Origin of the sequence: Stieleria sp., from assembly GCF_041595215.1 — a bacterium.
In the GTDB taxonomy this organism is placed as follows: domain Bacteria; phylum Planctomycetota; class Planctomycetia; order Pirellulales; family Pirellulaceae; genus Stieleria; species Stieleria magnilauensis.
In genome coordinates this window covers 1-17,894 of record NZ_JBFHKV010000037.1, presented here as the reverse complement: position 1 = coordinate 17,894, position 17,894 = coordinate 1, and the positions used below count along the sequence as shown (strand labels likewise).

The 17,894-nt window shown below is 58.5% G+C and carries 17 protein-coding genes; 3 read left to right on the top strand and 14 right to left on the bottom strand.

Annotation, left to right across the window (positions count from 1 at the left end):
* Positions 1-150: 150 nt before the first annotated feature.
* From ABX749_RS02840 to ABX749_RS02830, 3 genes are all read left to right on the top strand, one after another.
* The gene (locus ABX749_RS02840) at positions 151-2,154 is read left to right on the top strand and encodes an arylsulfatase (protein ID WP_372894670.1); all 2,004 of its coding nucleotides are present in this window, start codon (positions 151-153) and stop codon (positions 2,152-2,154) included.
* Positions 2,155-2,355: 201 nt separating this feature from the next.
* Positions 2,356-3,225 (top strand): hypothetical protein, encoded by an 870-nt coding sequence (locus ABX749_RS02835; protein WP_372894669.1) that lies wholly within the window; start codon positions 2,356-2,358, stop codon positions 3,223-3,225.
* A 44-nt stretch (positions 3,226-3,269) separates the two neighbouring features.
* Positions 3,270-4,559 (top strand): hypothetical protein, encoded by a 1,290-nt coding sequence (locus tag ABX749_RS02830; RefSeq protein ID WP_145216803.1) that lies wholly within the window; start codon positions 3,270-3,272, stop codon positions 4,557-4,559.
* Here the strand turns inward: ABX749_RS02830 and ABX749_RS02825 are convergent, their stop codons facing one another.
* The 14 genes from ABX749_RS02825 to ABX749_RS02760 form a co-directional block, all read right to left on the bottom strand.
* A complete protein-coding gene (locus ABX749_RS02825) occupies positions 4,560-6,152 on the bottom strand; it encodes an FHA domain-containing protein (RefSeq protein WP_372894668.1) in 1,593 nt (530 codons plus the stop codon). It lies immediately after the preceding gene.
* 84 nt (positions 6,153-6,236) lie between these two features.
* The gene (locus ABX749_RS02820; RefSeq protein WP_145216809.1) at positions 6,237-6,758 is read right to left on the bottom strand and encodes a hypothetical protein; all 522 of its coding nucleotides are present in this window, start codon (positions 6,756-6,758) and stop codon (positions 6,237-6,239) included.
* A gap of 30 nt (positions 6,759-6,788) precedes the next feature.
* Positions 6,789-7,298: a hypothetical protein gene (locus ABX749_RS02815; RefSeq protein WP_372894667.1), complete on the bottom strand. Its 510-nt coding sequence runs from the start codon at positions 7,296-7,298 to the stop codon at positions 6,789-6,791.
* A 17-nt stretch (positions 7,299-7,315) separates the two neighbouring features.
* Positions 7,316-7,888 (bottom strand): imm11 family protein, encoded by a 573-nt coding sequence (locus ABX749_RS02810; protein WP_145216815.1) that lies wholly within the window; start codon positions 7,886-7,888, stop codon positions 7,316-7,318.
* 51 nt (positions 7,889-7,939) lie between these two features.
* Complete coding sequence (locus ABX749_RS02805) at positions 7,940-8,653, bottom strand: AHH domain-containing protein (protein ID WP_145216818.1); 714 nt, start codon at positions 8,651-8,653, stop codon at positions 7,940-7,942.
* A gap of 10 nt (positions 8,654-8,663) precedes the next feature.
* Positions 8,664-9,044: a DUF4150 domain-containing protein gene (locus ABX749_RS02800; RefSeq protein WP_145216822.1), complete on the bottom strand. Its 381-nt coding sequence runs from the start codon at positions 9,042-9,044 to the stop codon at positions 8,664-8,666.
* A 6-nt stretch (positions 9,045-9,050) separates the two neighbouring features.
* Entirely contained in the window at positions 9,051-10,112 is a 1,062-nt protein-coding gene (locus ABX749_RS02795) for a hypothetical protein (RefSeq protein ID WP_372894666.1), read from the bottom strand.
* 2 nt (positions 10,113-10,114) lie between these two features.
* On the bottom strand, positions 10,115-11,137 hold the full coding sequence (locus tag ABX749_RS02790) for a DUF2169 domain-containing protein (protein ID WP_372894665.1): 1,023 nt from the start codon (positions 11,135-11,137) through the stop codon (positions 10,115-10,117).
* A gap of 28 nt (positions 11,138-11,165) precedes the next feature.
* A complete protein-coding gene (locus ABX749_RS02785; RefSeq protein ID WP_372894664.1) occupies positions 11,166-13,256 on the bottom strand; it encodes a type VI secretion system Vgr family protein in 2,091 nt (696 codons plus the stop codon).
* 176 nt (positions 13,257-13,432) lie between these two features.
* Complete coding sequence (locus tag ABX749_RS02780; protein WP_095736244.1) at positions 13,433-13,915, bottom strand: type VI secretion system tube protein Hcp; 483 nt, start codon at positions 13,913-13,915, stop codon at positions 13,433-13,435.
* Between the two features lie 88 nt (positions 13,916-14,003).
* Positions 14,004-15,005, bottom strand: a complete 1,002-nt coding sequence (locus ABX749_RS02775) for a hypothetical protein (protein ID WP_372894663.1) — start codon at positions 15,003-15,005, stop codon at positions 14,004-14,006.
* A gap of 5 nt (positions 15,006-15,010) precedes the next feature.
* Positions 15,011-16,189: a DUF2169 domain-containing protein gene (locus tag ABX749_RS02770; protein WP_372894662.1), complete on the bottom strand. Its 1,179-nt coding sequence runs from the start codon at positions 16,187-16,189 to the stop codon at positions 15,011-15,013.
* Positions 16,186-17,283 carry a hypothetical protein gene (locus ABX749_RS02765; RefSeq protein ID WP_372894661.1) on the bottom strand — a complete coding sequence of 366 codons (1,098 nt, stop codon included), beginning with the start codon at positions 17,281-17,283 and terminating at the stop codon, positions 16,186-16,188. Before ABX749_RS02765 ends, ABX749_RS02770 begins: the two co-directional genes overlap by 4 nt.
* A partial coding sequence (locus ABX749_RS02760; protein ID WP_372894660.1) for a DUF2169 domain-containing protein occupies positions 17,283-17,894 on the bottom strand: 612 nt, incomplete at its 5' end. The genes ABX749_RS02765 and ABX749_RS02760, both read right to left, overlap by 1 nt.

The window sequence follows — 17,894 nt, the reverse complement described above, 5'->3', positions numbered from 1 at the left end:
TCGTTTTTCCCCCATCGTTTTTCCCCCATCGTTTTTCCCCCATCGTTTTGCCCCCATCGTTTTGCCCCCATCGTTTTGCCACCATCGTTTTGCCCCCATCGTTTTGCCACCATCGTTTTGCCCCTCTCACCGTGAACCACTGACTGCTCGATGCGCATTGCAACCACACTGATCACTTCATTGACGCTGCTGTTGATCAGCTCGGCGATCACGTCTGCCGCAGACCGTCCCAACGTGCTGATGATCATGGTCGATGATCTCGGGTTTTCTGACGTCGGGTGCTATGGCAGCGAAATCGAGACGCCGAATTTGGATGCACTTTCCGACGGCGGACTTCGATTCTCCCAGTTCTACAACACCGCAAAATGCCACTCGTCGCGGGTGTCCCTGTTAAGCGGACAATACTGCATCGCGGCCGGTGACACGGCGCTCAACCACGCCGTCACGAGCGCGGAAGTGCTTCGCGATTCCGGCTACTTCACCGCGATGACCGGAAAATGGCATCTGAAACAACAGCCCACCGATTTCGGGTTTGACCGCTACTTCGGCCATCTCAGCGGCGCCTGCAATTATTTCCGCGGAGACAACACGTTTCGTTTGAACGGCGACAAATGGGAGGTTCCCCCGCAGGACTTTTACACCACGGTCTCCAACGTCGACTTTGCGTTGCAGTTCTTGGGCGACGCGCGGGAAAGCGGCAAGCCCTGGCATCTCTACGTCGCCTTCAACGCGCCCCACGCCCCGCTACAGGCCTTGCCACAGGACTATGCAAAGTACCAGGGGCGTTACGAAGCCGGCTGGGATCGCATTCGCCAATCCAGAGTCGCCAAACAAGCCGAACTGGGATTGTTACCGGCCGACTGCCAACCGAGTCCACGTCCCGAGCACATCCCCGCGTGGAACAGTCTGTCCGAAGCGCGAAAACGTTTCGAAGTGAAGCGGATGACCACCCTGGCGGCGATGATCGATCGCGTGGATCAAGAGATCGGTCGTCTGGTCACGGATTTGAAGGAAGCCGGCGAGCTTGACAATACCTTGATCTGGTTTGTGTCCGACAACGGCGCCTGTCCGTATGATCGCCGCAGCAACAAACTCGACGCGTTGCCGACCGACGGGACCGTCACGTGGAGTGATTCGACCGGTTGGGCTTGGGCACGAAACAGTCCGTTCCGCTATTACAAGCAGAACCAGTTTGAAGGCGGGATTTGCACGCCGGCGATCGTGCATTGGCCGGCGGGCATCGAGCGTGATGCCGGTTCGGTCGTTCGTCAGCCCGCCCACTTGATCGACATCATGCCGACGTTTGCCGACGTGACCGGTTCAAAGATCCCGACCGAATACCCGGGACGCTCCTTGCGACCGGTGTCGGGGCAATCATTGCGGCCGCTGTTCAAGGGCGAGACAATCCAACGCGAGCAACCGTTGCATTTCCTGTTCGCCTCCGATCGTGGGCTTCGTCTGGGTGACTGGAAAATTGTCAGTTTCCGAAGTGAAGCGTGGGAACTGTACAACCTTGCGGAGGATCGGACCGAACGGATCGACCTGGCCGAGCAGGAGCCGGAGCGTGTCGAGTCGATGGTCCAGCAGTGGACCCGAATGTCCCGCGAACTGCTTCACGCCCCAGACAGAGCCTACGCGCCCGTGGGGCCTGCAAAACTGCCCCATCGTCATCCCGAATGGACCAACTTCGATGCCGACCCGAGTGAATCAGGACGCGGCAATCAAGCAAACACAAACACACGGTCGCCGAAAGCTGGAAAAGCGATTCGGGCGCGGAAGAACACCAAGTTGAAAGTCGCCGGCGACGAGCTGCGGCTGGAATTCAGCGGCGAAGATTCGGGACTGGCATTTGACCGGTTGCCCGAGACGCTGCCCGCAGGCCCGTACCAATTGGCGTTTCGGCTGCGACGTCGTGCCGAGGGCGGAGGCGAAGTGTTCTATACCACCGACGCCACAACAAGTTTGCCCAACGGAATGCACGAAACGTTTGAGTTGGGCGGCGAGGGGCAATGGCACGACCACACGATCCGACTTGAGACCGAGCAGCGAATTCACAAACTGCGGCTGGACGTGGGTGAAGGCTCCGGGACGGCGATCATCAAGGAGCTGCGATTGGTGGACGACCAGGGCAAAGTCCTGTTGCGTTGGCCGTAGGGAGTGCTGGCCGTAGGGTGCGGTGGCGGTAAGAGCCGTCGTGCAGCAGGACGGGTGACAGCCAGTGAACGAAAATCAACCCGAACCGGCTGAAGTCTCCACGACTTTTTTTCAGAAACTTGGCAACTCCTGTCCCCTCGCCGCGATGATGGAGGCATACCGGTCGAAGCGTTTCGTCGTGCCCTTATTCCCAGTGGATTTATGTCCGAACACTCCATCCCTCCCAACCCTTTACCCAAGGGTGACGGGAGCGTGCAAGAATATCGTTTCAGCAAGCAACTTAAGAAGATTCGAACTCAATTCATTTATGTCAACGGGATCAACACGCCGCCGGACATCCACCAGAACATCGCGATCCTGATTTCGTCGATCACCAAGACCTCCGTCACGGGCGTTTACAACGCGACCGACGGGATGTTGGGGGATCTGAAGCAATGCGTCGGGGACTGGGTTCGTATTTTCGGCAGCCAAATCGGAGAGGAAGGTTTTTTTCGCGATCGCTTGAGTGAATCGGCGATCAACAATCTGGCCAGCACGAGCGTGGCGGGCCGCATTTCAGCGCCGTACCTGCATGCCTTACGGGAGGCCTGGATTGCACCCAGCGATGTCAAACCGGCCAAGAAAACGGTCGACGAAGTTCGCAAGGGGCTCAGTCGCAACGCCGCCGCATTGTCGCTGTTTGATGAAGTCACACGCAACCTGAATCGTCCCAAGATCATTGTCGCTCATTCGCAAGGCAACCTGGTGACCAGTTTTGCATTGTGGGCCGTTCAATCGCTGTACGGCACTAAAGGAATGAGCAACTTGCAGGTGCGATCGATCAGTTCACCCTCGCCGGCCTGGCCGCGGGGGATCAATCATCGCATCAAGGTGTATGGTCAAAAAGACGACTTGGTGACGTGGTGCGACCCGAAGAACTGGATCGGCGCGAGATCGGCTGGGTTTTGGCGGATTTATTTCGGCGACAACCCGAAAGACATCCGTGGCGGTAACGCGATCGCTCCTCACGATGTGAAATACAATATCGAAAGGACTTCACTGGCCCAGCGTCTCCGCAGCGATGCGAAGTAACCGAATCAATTTCATTCCACTTTCCTCGAACGAGCGTTTTCACGATGGCTGACCTACGCCTTCCCGGTCCTGTCGGAACGAGTGATACGACGCTGCCGAACGATTCGGGGACCAACCAGTGTCGGCTGATGCCGACGCCGGGAACCGTCGGGCGTGACGGAGGCGTGGAAGCGATGTCGCTGGACGATCGCTTCGTGAAAGTGTTGCATTTGACGGTTCCCAAATTGCCCGCCGAGATTCAGGAAGAGTTTGCGGCGATGCTGTCACCGGCCAGCATCGGAATCATCGTCGGCGTGTTGGTGGTCTGGGCGGGGTCACACTACTTCGGCGTCGGATTCATCGCCGATGCCCTGTTGTTGATCGTCGGGCTGGGATTTTTGGGGTGGCAGGTCTGGTCGGTCGGCAACGATTTCGTGACGTTTGTGGAACTGACGTATTCGGCGCGCACCGAGGCGGACCTGGAAAAAGCATCCAAGCACTTGGCGAACTTTCTAGCGGTGGTCGGCGTCGCGGCCTTCATGGCGCTGATTGCCAAGGGCGCCAAACGCTATGGTCCCAAGATCAAAAACATGCGTGGGATCATCAAGGCGGCGACCGCCGCCGACGCGGGAATGCCCCCGAATCACTTTCGCGCGTTCCTACGGGCGGCCGCCAACCCGAACCGGCCACGGATCATCCTGGTGCGTCAGACCAATCCGAAATCGGTTCGCTGGATCCAAAAAGGTTTCCCGGCGAAACCGAAAGAGATCAAGTTCAAAACCAGCAAGCAAACCGGCATCGTGACGTGCAAAGATATCTCGGAGGTCGCCAAGGCGCAGAAAACGGTTCGCTCGGGCAGCAACAAGCAGTATTTCGTCGTCGACCGAAACCGCCGCACCGCGACCAACGGCAAAGGCGAAACGATCGATGTCAGCAACGCGGATTGGCCGGTCGAGCCGGGTCAGGTCGTCGACCCGTTGTCACAGAAACCATTGGTCGGCGATTACGACTTGATGGGCGTGATTGATCCCAACGCCAAAGGGCGAAACATTGCCTTGGCCGTCGACAACACGGCCAACGCACGTGCAGGCAAACCGGCCGGGACTCTGACCGACGACTTCACCAACACAGACATCAAAAAGGTCGCCGCGGACGTCAACAAACAACTCGACCAGGATCGTGTGTTGCACGGATCGCAAGAAGCCTTCGATAGCCTGGACAACTTGGCGGCCGATGAATTGGTCGTCGGCTTCTTCCCGGACGGCCAGGCGATGTCGTTCAACCGCGAAGGGCTGAAGACGTTTTACCAATCGATCGGACGTTCGACGTTGGACCTGAAGAAGTTCATGGATTGATCAAACGTTTTCGATCAATCGTTCCAGCTCAAACGGGCCGCCGTTCCATTTGCCCTCGTACTTGCCCCGCAAGCACATCTCCCACCGCGACCGCATGTCAAGTTGTTGCAGCAACTCCGGCGTCGGCGGTCCGCTCGTCTCGATCCCCTGATGAAAGCGGTTGCCCGATGCAAACGACTCGGCCCGGTCAGCCCAGTGCCGCTCCGCTTTCGCCGCATCGGGGACCATGACCTCCTGCTCGTCAAACGCTTCATCGTCGCCGTCGCCGCTTTCGTTCGTCGTCACTGTGGCCCGCTGACCCGATTCAATGTCGACTCCCAGGATTCGCGAGAACGCCAGCGCAGCCGCGACGGCGTCCTCGAGCTGATCGCCGTTGATGACTTGAATCAGGTCCGGCACGATGGCAGGGTGCGCGAACGAAGCGAGCAATTCAAATCGATTTGGGCCCAATTCAGCATGGCGCCCTAAACCGCGTATCAACTCCAGGTCACTCGGCAGCCCCAGCACGGACAACATTTCCAGCGCGTCCCACTGGTCAGGACTGGGTGTCGTCGCACATCCACGGCAAAAGTCCAATAGCCATGGCTCCCTTGACCAGGCCGCCGCATGGATCGCCGCTCGGCGGACCTGCGGAACTTCGTCTCGTACGCCGACCTGGAAGGGAATCTTGGTCTGTTCGCGCCCTCCAGCAAGCGGAGCCGATTCGCCGATGGTGACCACGAAGTGGGTTTGCCCGGAAATGAACCGATCGCCGGTTTGGAGCAACGTGGTGGACACCCTGACGCCGTTGACCGTCGTGCCCGAGGTGCTATCGAGATCGGTCAGTTGCCAGCCGGATCGGTCATCGGCAAGTTGAAAGTGAATCGCAGACAGTTGGGGATCCGGAATCACGAAATCCGATTGCTCCGATCGACCGACGGTGATGGAGTGCCCGGAGCGAAGCATCGATTTGCGACCGTGGGCGTGATCGGAAACGACTTCGATGACCGCCCCTGTGAAGCGACGCGTGGGGGGATTGCTGACGTGAAACTCCGGTGTGCGTTCGGCGACACCGCCAGAATTCGCGTCCGTCACAACACCGTCCGTCTCGCCCCGGCCGATCCGTTCGGTTTGACGCAACACGTCGCTCATCGACACGGGCGGTGCCGGTGGCTGCTGTGGAGACGGTGGCTGTTGCGGAGGCAGTGGTGCAGAAGCCGGTAGTGCCGGTTGCCCGGGCGAGTCGGTGGCGGATTTGGGCGAGTGTCGATCGATTGACGATGGTTGCCCGGTGATCGGCGGCGACAGTGGCGCGCGGCGTGTCATCGACACCCGAAAGACGGTCGATCCGGCGCGGATCTCATTCCCGTCGTCCAGCGGTCGCTGCGAAATCCGTTCACCGTCGACCGTCGTCCCGTTGGTGCTGTTCAGATCGGTGACGAAACAACCATCCTGGGTCACCGAAACTTCAAAGTGCCGCGACGACATCGTGGTGTCGTCGGACAGAATCCAGTCTGCCGACTCGCCGCGGCCGACCACCAGAACCAGCGGAGCGCGTAACGCTTTCTTGCGGCCGGCGTAGGCACCGGCGATGATTTCCAGCACGATCTTCATCGCCGAACCCTTTGCGGGCGAGCGTGATTCAAACGAAGACTGTGACGGCGGACGGGCGATGTCATGATCGGTACGACGGTGGAGTTAATTGCGGCAGGACCTGCTGACGGTCTCCCACGCGCGGCGTCGCACTTGGGGATCGTCATGTTCAAAGAATTCGCTCAGCCGGCTGACGGGGGGCGATCGACGGTGTGATGCGAGGACCAGTCCGATCGCCGACGCAACGCTCGGCGGAGCGGACGAGTAGAGTTCGTTCAGTTTGCCTTCGAGGGCATCGATCTCGCAGTGACACAGCGCCTCGGTCACACCATCCAGGTTGCATTCGTCCAACTGGTCCAGCAACGGCTGATCAAGACCCAACCGGGCCAGGCACCAAGCCCCGGCGAAGGCCATGAAGCGGTCTTCTTCGGCCAGTAAAGGAACCGCGAATTCGACGCAATGTTCTCCGCCGACGAGTAAACCTTGCAGGTGGGCGTCGATCCGAGCATCCAGTTCCCGGATTTCGTGACCAAAATACTCGGGCGAGCGAATCGCTTCGGTCCGCTGGGACCACAAGAACTCGATTTCTTCGAGGTGTTCGACCAGGATGTCAAGGATTATCGCCATCCGCTTTGCTCCTTCCCCGGCGAGAGATGTTCAGTTGATGGCAACCGTTCCACCCTTGATACGATGCGTCCGTTTGGCCCGCGCCAGGATGTCGACGCCCTTGATCAGAATCTTACCTTCTTTCGTGATCTTGATGGTTGTCTCACCACAGCGTAGGGAAAGGGATTTCCCGGCTTGGACGACGACATGTTCCGGCAGCTCGGTGTCGGATGCGACGGGCGGGTCCGACGATGCCGGGTTGTAGCGTTTCTTGGCCCCCAGCACACAGCCGCGCCCGCCGGGCGGGCCGACGTGGACGAGCACTTCATCCCCCGCCGCGAAAACGGGGCAATCGCTTGAGGAAGCTTGCAGAAAATCGCATGCGGTCAATTGATCGCCGGCGCCTTCCACTTGGACCAGGATGTCACCGTCGGGTGCGATCGCGACAACTCTGCCGGAATGAACTCCCGTCAGCCCGGCCGCGGGGGCCGAGGCTGAGGCCGAAACGGGGGCAGCTGCTGGGTAGCGGGTCTTGTCGCTTTTGGAATCGATCGAGGACACCGGGACGCTCCATACCGTTAGGGTCTGTAGTCTTCGGGTTTAAAAAACTGAACGCCCGAAATGCCCGCCTTGGTGACAGCCTCTTTGACTTTTTCATGGACCAGAATGATCTGGTCGTACTCATGCAGTCGCAGCATCAGCAGGTCTTCGATTTTGGATTCGTCGATGCCAAGCTTGTTGATCATCATGATCTCTGTCGGATCCGACGGCATGTACATGAAATCCGACGTCGAATCGTCAACGCACGCCACTCGCCCCACGATGTTGGCGAGACGATAATCGGTGACATCTCGATTTTCGGCGGCAAAGTGGATCACACAGTCAAAGTATTGCAGATTATCGACGCCGACGGACTGCAGGACCTTGCGCAGTTTTTCGGAGAACAGTAGACCCGTCGTCGCGTTGGCGACCAGATTCTCGGTGAGCACGCTACCGGAATCGGCGTCGATATCAATTTCTATCAGCGGCACTTCTTCGGTAATCGCCGAGCCGTCGTCGAACCTCAAGCGGCGTTCGGAGATCACCGCGGGGCGGCGGCTGACCGTGGCTTCGTCTTCTGATTCACGACGATTCGTCCAAACCCAATACATGTTCAATTCCAAAGTGACGGTGAATGACTTTTCATCGAAGTCGACAGGCCGCTAGGTCGGCACGGCCAAATTCTGACGTTCGAAACTTTCCTTTCGCTCACGAAGCGCTTTTTCTTTTGACCTCAGGAACCATTCCCAATACAGCAGTTTGGTGAAACAAACCGCCGAGATCGCGTTGAGATTCTGGATCAGCCCCTGTTGGGGTGATGTATCGCAGTTGGAGTCTCGTTGGCAATAGGTGATGCATTTCTTCTCTAAATTGAGCAAGATCGGCATGATGTGGTCGTTGTACACCGCATTGGGGTGCGAACCGCGGTGGCACTGCATGTCGTGACGAAAGATATCGTACGCATAACTGGGAAAGCAGGAACCATTGTTGATGTGGTTGGCATCGTACCCGATCAGTTTGGCGTCATGCGCCAGGTCTGACACCTTGCCGAACAGGTTGACGGAGATCAAGTGGTGCTTTTGCGTGTGGTAATTGGGGTCCGTCATCGCGGCGGCATTGACGGCGTACTGGGCACTCTTGGTTTCTTTTCGATAGTCCGCAAGTTCAGCGCGTTTGCCTGTGTTGCCCGCGTTGCCGCTCATCACCCAGGGTTCATGTTCGCCCCATTGGTTGGAATAGTTGCTACTTCGATCGACCTTCCCGTCGCCGGGATAATTGATCTTTTTCTTGTGGTCTTCTTCGCATTGTTTCCAATCGCAGGCGTGCGTTTGTTCGGTGGGCGAAACGCCCGGCACATCGGCTCCTCCGGTATTCATGGCAGGCTCCTCACATCGCAATGTTTTTCTTGTTGTGCCACAGTGGATCGCCGAGTCGACCGACGTTTTTGCCTTCGACTTTGACGTCGAAGGAATACATCAGCAACTCGCAATTCTGTTTGAACACATTGCTCTTGATACCTCCCACCGTGCCCGGTTCGTCGCCGGTGCTCATCATGTATTTCGCGCCCTTGTTCAGAATCATCTGTCCGTCGGCTTTGACTTTCTTGCTGCCGCTGGTCGTATCGGCGGCCTTGCCAAGATTCGGGTAGGGAATGGGGACCGGGCCGCCGGGCGTCGGTGTTTTACAGACGTCGGGGAACGCAAAATTGATGGTCCCGGATCCTTTATGAATCACGCCGCGACAATTGGCGAAGACTGTTTGTGCCATGATGGATTAGCTCGCTGGTTGGAGAGAACTGGAGAGGGTGCAGGCGCCGCGCAAAGGACCGTCGGAAGCGCACCAAATGAGATGCTCCCCCGAGGCCTTTCCCGAGGCGAAAGCAAACGCGGATAACGCGGTCATCATCGCTCCGCTTGCGGCCCCGCTGTCGCCGAAGTGTTCGGCCGGGTGATGCACGCCGTGGCCCTGGACGAAGGAATCCGAGTGTCGCAAGAACGCGATGCTCCATTCCTGGGCCCAAAGGTGTTCGCCGTTGAAACTGAGATACACCTGATTGACCGCTTCACAATCCTTGAGCGCCCCGGCAAGGACTTCAGTCGAACCATCCCCCATGCAGGGATCGTCGCTCGTCAGGTGCCCCGGCTCATCGGCCACCGCGACCGCATTGATCAGCGCGATCGGCTGCAAGTTCATCGACGCCGCACTTTCCGCGTCGACGCAAATCAGCATCGCCGCACCTTCGCCGGGAATCATCCCGTCCTGCACGCCGTCGGTCAGCAGACGATCTTGCGCGCCCAGTTGACTCAACAGGATCGGGTCATGAAAGGAATCGATTCCCCCGACCACGGCAATCGCATTAGGTGACTGGCCCAAGAAGGTCTCTGCGGCGAGCAGTGCTTGAAAGGTCGATGCACGGCCGCCGGTGAAAACATGCGTGGCTGCGAACTTGAGCTTCGTTTCGGAATTGATGAGCGCGTTGCGGACCAGCGTCGCCGGGTCGCAGTGCGAATCGCCGCCGGGTTCAGGCATCGCGATGAATCCATGAACCGGTGCCGGATGTTCGGCCAGTTTTTCGGCGACGGCTTTCAAGGGAATCGAGCCCAATCGAATCAACCGCTGCGCGTGTTGCGTCAGCGATTGATCTTGTGCGATTTCCTCGACCAGTGGCGGCAGCGCGTCGTTGGCGATCCGCCCCATCTTGATCGGATTGCCATTGGGCGCGATCCAGTTGGTTTCTTCAATCCGTGCGATGCCGGCGGCCACGGATGTTGCGGCTTGTTCGATACACAGACCGACCGGGCACGCGATGTCGACAGCGATGATTGCGATGGGCATGATCAAGCCCGCCGATTCGTAGATGACACTTCGTCGACGGCAATCCAATTCAGCTTCGTCGATTGTTTCGGACAGGGGACCGCGGCTCGCCAAACCATTACATATTCACGTTTGTCCGTATCGATCAGCAAGGTTTCGAGTCGAGGCTCCGCTTCCGATTCCTGTCCGGCCAGCTGATAGCGAATGCGAAACTGCTTGGTCGGCAAGGCAAACTGAATCCACTGTTCCGGGTGGACACCACGAATGCTGACCGCTTCACCGCCTTGCAAATACGTGTCGCAGATCAAATCCGGATGAGCCGCGTTGAGGAAACTCGGGTTGAAATCGGTCGGTAAAAACGGCGACCGACTCTTTTCCCAGTCTTCATCAAAGGTTCCCGCGAGGGTCGACCGGGGATTCCAATGAGCCGCGATTGCCCCGAACGCGGCTGGCGTGGGTCGGTCGGACCAACGCTTGAGTTCTTGCCCCGGTGTTTCCAGATTTGGCAACGGCGCCCCGTCGACGTTGCTGCTCTTGTCGGACGCGAGGAAGCCTCGGCCGACCGGATTTTCCATGGCCCAATCTTCACGCCCATCGGGATGGACGTCGGCGCCGCCGAAGGCGAGTTCGTAAACGAGCGGCATCGACACGAACTCGGCCGGCTTGGACGGCGTGATGCCGACAAGTCCCTTTTGCCAGACACGGTCACCGATGACCCGCACCGTTTTACTGGTGTCGCCGACCGCCAGCTGAACATCGACCTGGGTGGTGGGGTTCGAGCCTGGGGCGTGGGCGGTTCCATTGAGGACCACGTCGGTCGCCGGTTTACTCAACGTCATGTCGGCGGGATATTTGACGCTGGTCGATTCCGGATCGCCCCAATGTTCGTCCACGTAAAAAATCGGCAACTGCGTCTCGGCGGGTTGATCAGGTTGATCGATCAACAGCGTGGCTTTGATGACGAGAAAGGCGGCCTCGATGCCGTCTTTGTCGAACAAAACGCTGAGCGCGGTTTCGTAATCGGTCTGATTGTGTACTTGTAACATGGCGATTTCTCGGCGCGGTTTCCCCGGTTTAGTTCTCCGCGATCTTGCTGCCCTTGAGCGTCATTTTCCCGCTCGCCTTGGCGGTGATTTTCCCGCTGCCGGTGATCGTGATGTCTTTGCCCGAGATTTTGATGGTGCCATCCTTTTTCATTTCGATCGATGCCTTGCCGGTTTTCAGCGTGATGGAATCACCGGCATTGATCAGGATGGCCTTGCCCGCGTCCAGGGACGCACTTTTACCGACGCCGATCGTTTGATTTCCATCGATGGAGATGTTCTCGTCCTTGCTGACACTTCGTGACCGCTCGCCTTTGACGCTCAGCGTTTCATTTTTTGCCGTGGTCTCGGTGCGTTTTCCGTCGATCACCAGCGTGTGGTCTTTCGAGATCGTCTCGCGTCGATTGCCTTTGACACTCAATTGCTCTTCGGCATGCACCGTTTCGGTTCGACTTCCATGAACGGTGATCGTTTCATTTTTTCTGACGACCTCTGTTCGGTTGCCTTTGACTTCGGTGTCTTCATCGCGATCAATGGTTTTCTTTCGATCTCGCCCGACCCAGTGGGTTTCATCGTTTTCGACTTCGATGTCTTGATTTTTTTCAGCGTGGATCCAAAGTTGTTCTTCGCCCTTGAGGTCTTCGAAACGGATCGCGTTGGCGTTGTCTTTGCCACCGCCCATGCTGCTCCGTGACAGGTAACCGCTTTGGGTCTTGTTGGCCGGCAAGTCCCAGGGCGGCATGTTTTGGGCATGATAAACGCGTCCGGTGATCAGTGGTCGGTCCGGGTCGCCTTCGAGAAAACTGACGACGACTTCCTGGTCGATCCGCGGAATGTCGATGCCGCCGAAGCCGGATCCGGCGTGGACCTGCGAGACGCGGATCCAGCAGCTGCTCTTGTCGTCGTTCTGGCCATAGCGGTCCCAGTGAAACTGGCATTTCACGCGGCCGTATTCATCCGGATAGATTTCTTCGCCGGCCGGACCGGTGACGATTGCCGTTTGCACGCCGCTGATGATCGGTTTGGCGGTGCTGCGTGGTGTCCGAAAGACGCGTGATGCGGGCAGACACGTGATCGAGTTGCGATACATGAACCCCTCGCCACCGCCGCCGGATTCATAGCCCATCGGTTCGCTGCCGGCGTGTTGGATCGCCGTGATCACCACTTCGGCGCCTTGTTCATCGCTGTCGCGATGTTGATCGACGGTGAAACGCCCGCCGGCCTGGAAGGTCTTGCACAGGCTGGTCGCCGAAACGATGTCGTGACGCGTTTCTTCGGCCTCGATTCGCAGCCGGGTTTCGCCGCCGCCGACTCCCTTGTCGGGGTATTCGCCCGGATAGTCGTACATCTCGTAGTTGCTGACTTCGGGCAGGTCGACGACGGTTCCCGTGTCGGTCCCCAGCGTGTCGGTCGGTGTTTTGAAGTTATAGTCCCGTTGAGCCCATTTCCCTGGAACGAATTGGTACTTGCGTTCCCAACTGGTCAGATGGTCGTCGATCGCGCGGGTTCCGATGTCATCGGGGAAATCGACGTTGGCTTCCGGCAGGGTGAAGTAGCCGTCTTTATGATCGGTGATCACCATCTGGTGAGCACCTTCGGAGTGCTTGAAGTAGTAGAAGATGCCTTCCTGTTCCATCAGCCGCGACAAGAAATTGAAATCGGTTTCGCGGTATTGGACGCAGTACTCCCACTCTTTGTGTTCGAGCTGAAAGTCGGGGTTGTAGTCGGCAAAGCCGTACTCACCGAGCACTTCGTCGATGATATCGGGGACTTTGGTGTCTTGAAAAATCTTGCAATCGCTGGTTTGAGTCAAGAACCAGAGCCACGGCACGACTTCGACGCGGTAGTTGCGACGGTCCTGCCCATCGACGTCGCCCCGCGAGAGACTTTTGACGAAGCCATGCCAGTGGCGTCTGGAATTGTCAGCCAGTTCGATGCTCCAACCGATCGGCGTGCCGACGATGTCTTGCGGCTTGATGCCGGGATCATCGCTGATCATCTCCAACTGGTAGTGAAACAGCCGACCCATCTCTTCATTGCCGGTGAAGGACGTGAGCAAAAGCACATCGTCACCGAGAACCGTGGTCAGATTCAGGAGGCGGTTTTGCTGTTGAAGTGCCATGGCTCAATCGAGGTGAGGTGTGAGATCAGCAATCATAGGCGAAGTGAACAAGAGCCGCCGATACCAGATTGATTCCCAGGCAGCGTCCGGGAACGAGTTGTCCGTCGCCAACGCAAACGGGCCCGTTCACCGCAGCGGCAAACGGACCGTCGCAATCAAGACGTCGGGGCGATCGATCAGCTTTCGCCTTCTTCGACCTTCCAGGAGTACTCGACGTTGCCCTTCTTCTTGCCCTTGGAATCGTTTTCGGTGTAGGTCACCTTGATTTCTTCGAAGTTCAAGGAGAAGTCTTCCGTCGGCACCGATTCGCTTTGCCCCGCCCCACCGATGCTGTAACTGGTCACCAGCACGTTGGTCAGTTCGTAACGGTAATACGTCACGCGTCCTGCATCGGTGTACGACGCGGTCACGTCGATTTCCACCTTGGGATAGACCTTGCCCTTGCAGACCGACTCGGCGATTTTCGGACTCGATTTGTCCAATTCCTTGGCACACGAGATGTCTTCCAGGATCACGTCGCCGCGGCGTCGCGTCGAACCGGTGGCCGAACCGCCGGGTTGATGAACTGCTTGGCTGAACGACAGCAGATCGCTCCATCCCTTGTGATCTTTGTCTTTACATTCGCCGTCGACGCCATCAAATTTAATGTAAGCAGCCATCGTATGTTCCTTGAGTGGGGAAACGCAAAAAGTAGTGATTCATTGCTGGGCGAGCTGTTTCGCCGCGATGCACACTACCGTTCTCGGGTCATCGGCGAGATTGTTGCGGCTCGAAATGGAAAAAACCAGAAAAGTCCGTTTTGACCAGGACAAAGTACTGCGGCGGATCTCCGCACTGGACCCAAACGAGATCAAATCCGTCCACCAAATTGTCGAGAAACGAAGCACTGCAATCGGCAAGCAACTGTGACAACTCGGCCGGATCCGCGCTGCAGAGCATCCACTCCGGGTGCGGCCGTTCCAGCGGGGCGCCACGGCCTTGCGCGGCCAACCCCAGAACACGCGCAATCGCGTCGTCGTCGCACCGTGTGATCCAGCCGACGATGCCCTGTTGGCGATCCGGGGGCAAATGCTCCAGTGGATCCAGGATTTGATGCAAGGACACAGACAACCGCTCCTGGTCTTCTCCGCGGAGATGTTGCGCGACAAAAATCCTCGTTGCCGCAGCATCAGCGTGCGCCGCGTCTTGCGATACCAATGCGTCCTGCGATATCAATGCACCCGGCGGCATCAATTGAAACACTCTGATCGACGCAGCGGGATCGGTCGCCGCGATCATCGATCGATAACGAGTCAGCGGATCGTTGTCGCCGGTCGGCGTCGCCTGCAGCAGCGTCGCCTGGTCGCTCGCCCGCACGATGTGCCACACGCCGCCGTCGTCGTTGTCGAGCTGTCCCTTCCCCGTGCGCGTGGTCGGACTTGCGGAGGCCCGTTGCACCGAATCGGCTGCTGCCGACGCTTTTTTTGCACCACTAATCTCGACGTCAAACTGCATTTGACCGGCTTCGATCCGATCACCGTCGGCGAGGGTGGCCTGCCCCACCGGCACGCCGTTGCAGAGCGTCAGCCCACCGAGCGCGGTCAACGTACAATCGCTAAACCCACATTCCATACGGAAGTGATTGGGCAACAGCCCGGATCGCGGAAAGACCTTTTCGGCGGACTCGGCGCTACCCACCTCGACTTTCTGTCCCGGTCGCAGCCAGAACCGACGACCGTGGTGCATGTCCGATGTTACGCGAACGATCATCCGCATCAGGGCCAAATCACCTCAAATGGCATGCGTTCTAATTCATCCGGCAGATACGGCCGCAGCGCTTTTGCCGAGCCTCGCCAAAGGATCGTCATTCGTTGTTTATCCGGATCGATCACGACGGTGTGAATGACCGGTTGGGTGTCGTTGAGTTTTCCTTGCCGGCCATCGGTTCGCAGCGTCGGCGTCTCGCCGGGCAAGTCAAACCGCCATTGTTCAAACTGCGGATGCATGTCGCGGAGCATCACCGGTTCGCCGCCGGTCAGGTGGGGCAATTGCAACGGCAACGAAGCCCCGTTGAGGCCCGCGATGTAGGTCGACGGGTTGCCGTGAAAGTCTTCGTCCCAGATCTCTGCGGGCACATAGCCCGCCTGGATTTCAAGCACCGTGGTGATCTGCGGGTCAAACAACGGGACAAAGCCCATCAAGGCATTGCGGGGAAACGCGCCGTAATCGAGCCAATCGGTCGCGGCCGGCAGCGGCATCAAGGGCCACTGATCCACATCGCCGTAGAGCAGCGTTTCGGGCGTCAGCAATTGAGAAGGGTTTTCGAGATTGGGTAGCGGAATGGGCTCGAACGACGCGGGATCAAACTCCATCAGGTAGCCCATACCGCCGCCGTTGCGCGGATAGCGAAACGGACTGGCCGCATCCAGATCGATATCGGTACCACGATACTGGTGGGCGAGCTCCAGGAACGGGTTTCCGTATTTCTTTTCCGACACCGTGTCGACACCGCCATAGGCGCGTGAATAGCAGAGCGGAATCTTGTCGACCGGCTGGGGCGAAGAAAACTGCAAACGGTCCGCCGGTGAACGATCCGCGATCCGGTCGCCGCTGACGTGAATCATCATCCGATGCTCGCCAATGGCAACGCCGGCCAAGAACGCGGTTCGGCCGTTCCCGTACGCGTGTCCTTTGATGATGACGTCGGTTTTTTCTTTCTGGGGATGAAGATCGGTATCGCGCTGCATCAACGCGGGATGATCGGCATTGGCGAGCGGGTCGCCGAACAGCGGCTCCTGTTCTTCATCGACGTACCAGTGGTTATCGACCATTCGATACGTGCGTTTGGCCAAGACGGAAAGGATGAAATCCCCGTTGGACGCCCTGCCAGAAACCTGCGTGGCCACGGGAAGCTCTTCGGTCGATGGCTCCGGTTGCGATGGACTTGGATTCATTCGTTCGCCCCCGGCGGGTCAGGTCCGCAGACGCCGCCGTCGTCTGGCGGGTAGGACGCGTTGGGCGCATCGCTGCCGCCGTCGGCCGGCGGTCCAGCATCCGGTGCCGGTGGCCCAGCGTCCGGTGCCGGCGGTCCAGCGTCGGGTGCCGGCGGCCCAGCGTCGGGCGATGAACTCGCCGGCGGCGAGGAGGGATGTTCGGGAACACTCGGGGTGTTCACGTAGTCGGCGGCGCCCTGGGCTAACGAGGTCGGAATGTCTCCGACGGGTGTTCCGCCGACGCCCACCTGGTCAACCAGCGTGGGACCGCCGATGGTCGCGTTGTCGGCGCCCATCGGTCCGCCGGTGAACCAACCGGTGATGTTGCCGGCCAGTTCACTGGTCAAGCTGGGCACCGCGTTGCGACCGGTTCGAACCCGCGCGTTGTGTGAATCGGCAAATTCGCGAGCCAAGCGGTTGATGTCACGCCCCTTGATGCTTCGTCCGGAAGACCGCAAGAACGCTTTGGCGGCGGCTTTGGACAACAACTGGGGACCGAAGCGGTACGTCAGGTACGCGATCTGCATTTCAAACCTAGCCGCAATCATTCCGCCGGCCTTGCCGCCGGCCCACTGCAAGAGCGACTGCAGTCCAAAATCAAGCAACATGTGCACGCTGCCGTAGATCATGTCGGCCAGCGACATTGCGACCATGTGCGTGTTCAACGCCAGCACCATCCCGGTCGGTGTGGGGATCGGTGTGCCACAGTTCAAATTCATGTTGACCATCAGCGACATCGCGACACAGATCGGTTTGCCTTCGATCGGATAGCGTGCCACGCCGAAATAGGACTTGGATGAACTGAGCGGAATCTCAATGGCCATTAACACACTTGGCGGACCGATATGCGGGATCAGAAAACCGATATCGGTGCCCTGTTGCATGGACATTCCATAACCCATGCTCAGGTGGGTGGGCGCATAGGAGGCGATCATGCTGGTGCCGATCAACACCATGCCCGTGCGATAGGGGACCGGCGAAGGGGCCGGCGCGGGCGAACCCGGCGGCCAGGGGATATGAAAATCAATGCCCATCATCGGGTGCCAGTGCTTCATCACGGCGTGCATTGATCTGCTCCTGAATCCGGCGTTGCGGTCGCCATCGGCTGTCGTTCACGGACGTCTTGCTGCCTGGATCGCAAGACACAGCGTCGTTTTTGCAGCGGGTAAAAGCGATAACGAAACGGGTATCTCCATCCGATGAAGACACGTTTGCGTTCACACTCGATTCCGATCTGGTCGATTTGCAGCGGCGCGACGATCTCTTCCTCATCGAATTGCAGCATCACTTCCAGATCCAGATCGGGAACTTGAAACGCGATGGACCCGTGCGGAAAAATGCCTTCGACCACGACCGGATCACCGGGACGAACGGAGTCGACGATCAAGTTGGGAAATGCACTGTTGAAGAACCGCGGATCGAGTTTCTTCATTTCACCGGTGACTTCGTCGATCACCATGAACCGTTTCAGCTTGGGACCGAACGCCATCGGCACCGTGCCGGTCGCAACGGGTTCGGGTTGGTCCTCCCAGTTCACGACCGGGTTGGCGGGGTCTTCCAAATTCGGCAGCGGCGACCCGACCGCGCTGTCCCGCGAAAGGTAGTAGCCGCGGCCGTCGGGGTTGTCTGCAAAGGGGATGTCGAGTTCATCCCAAACGTCTTTTCC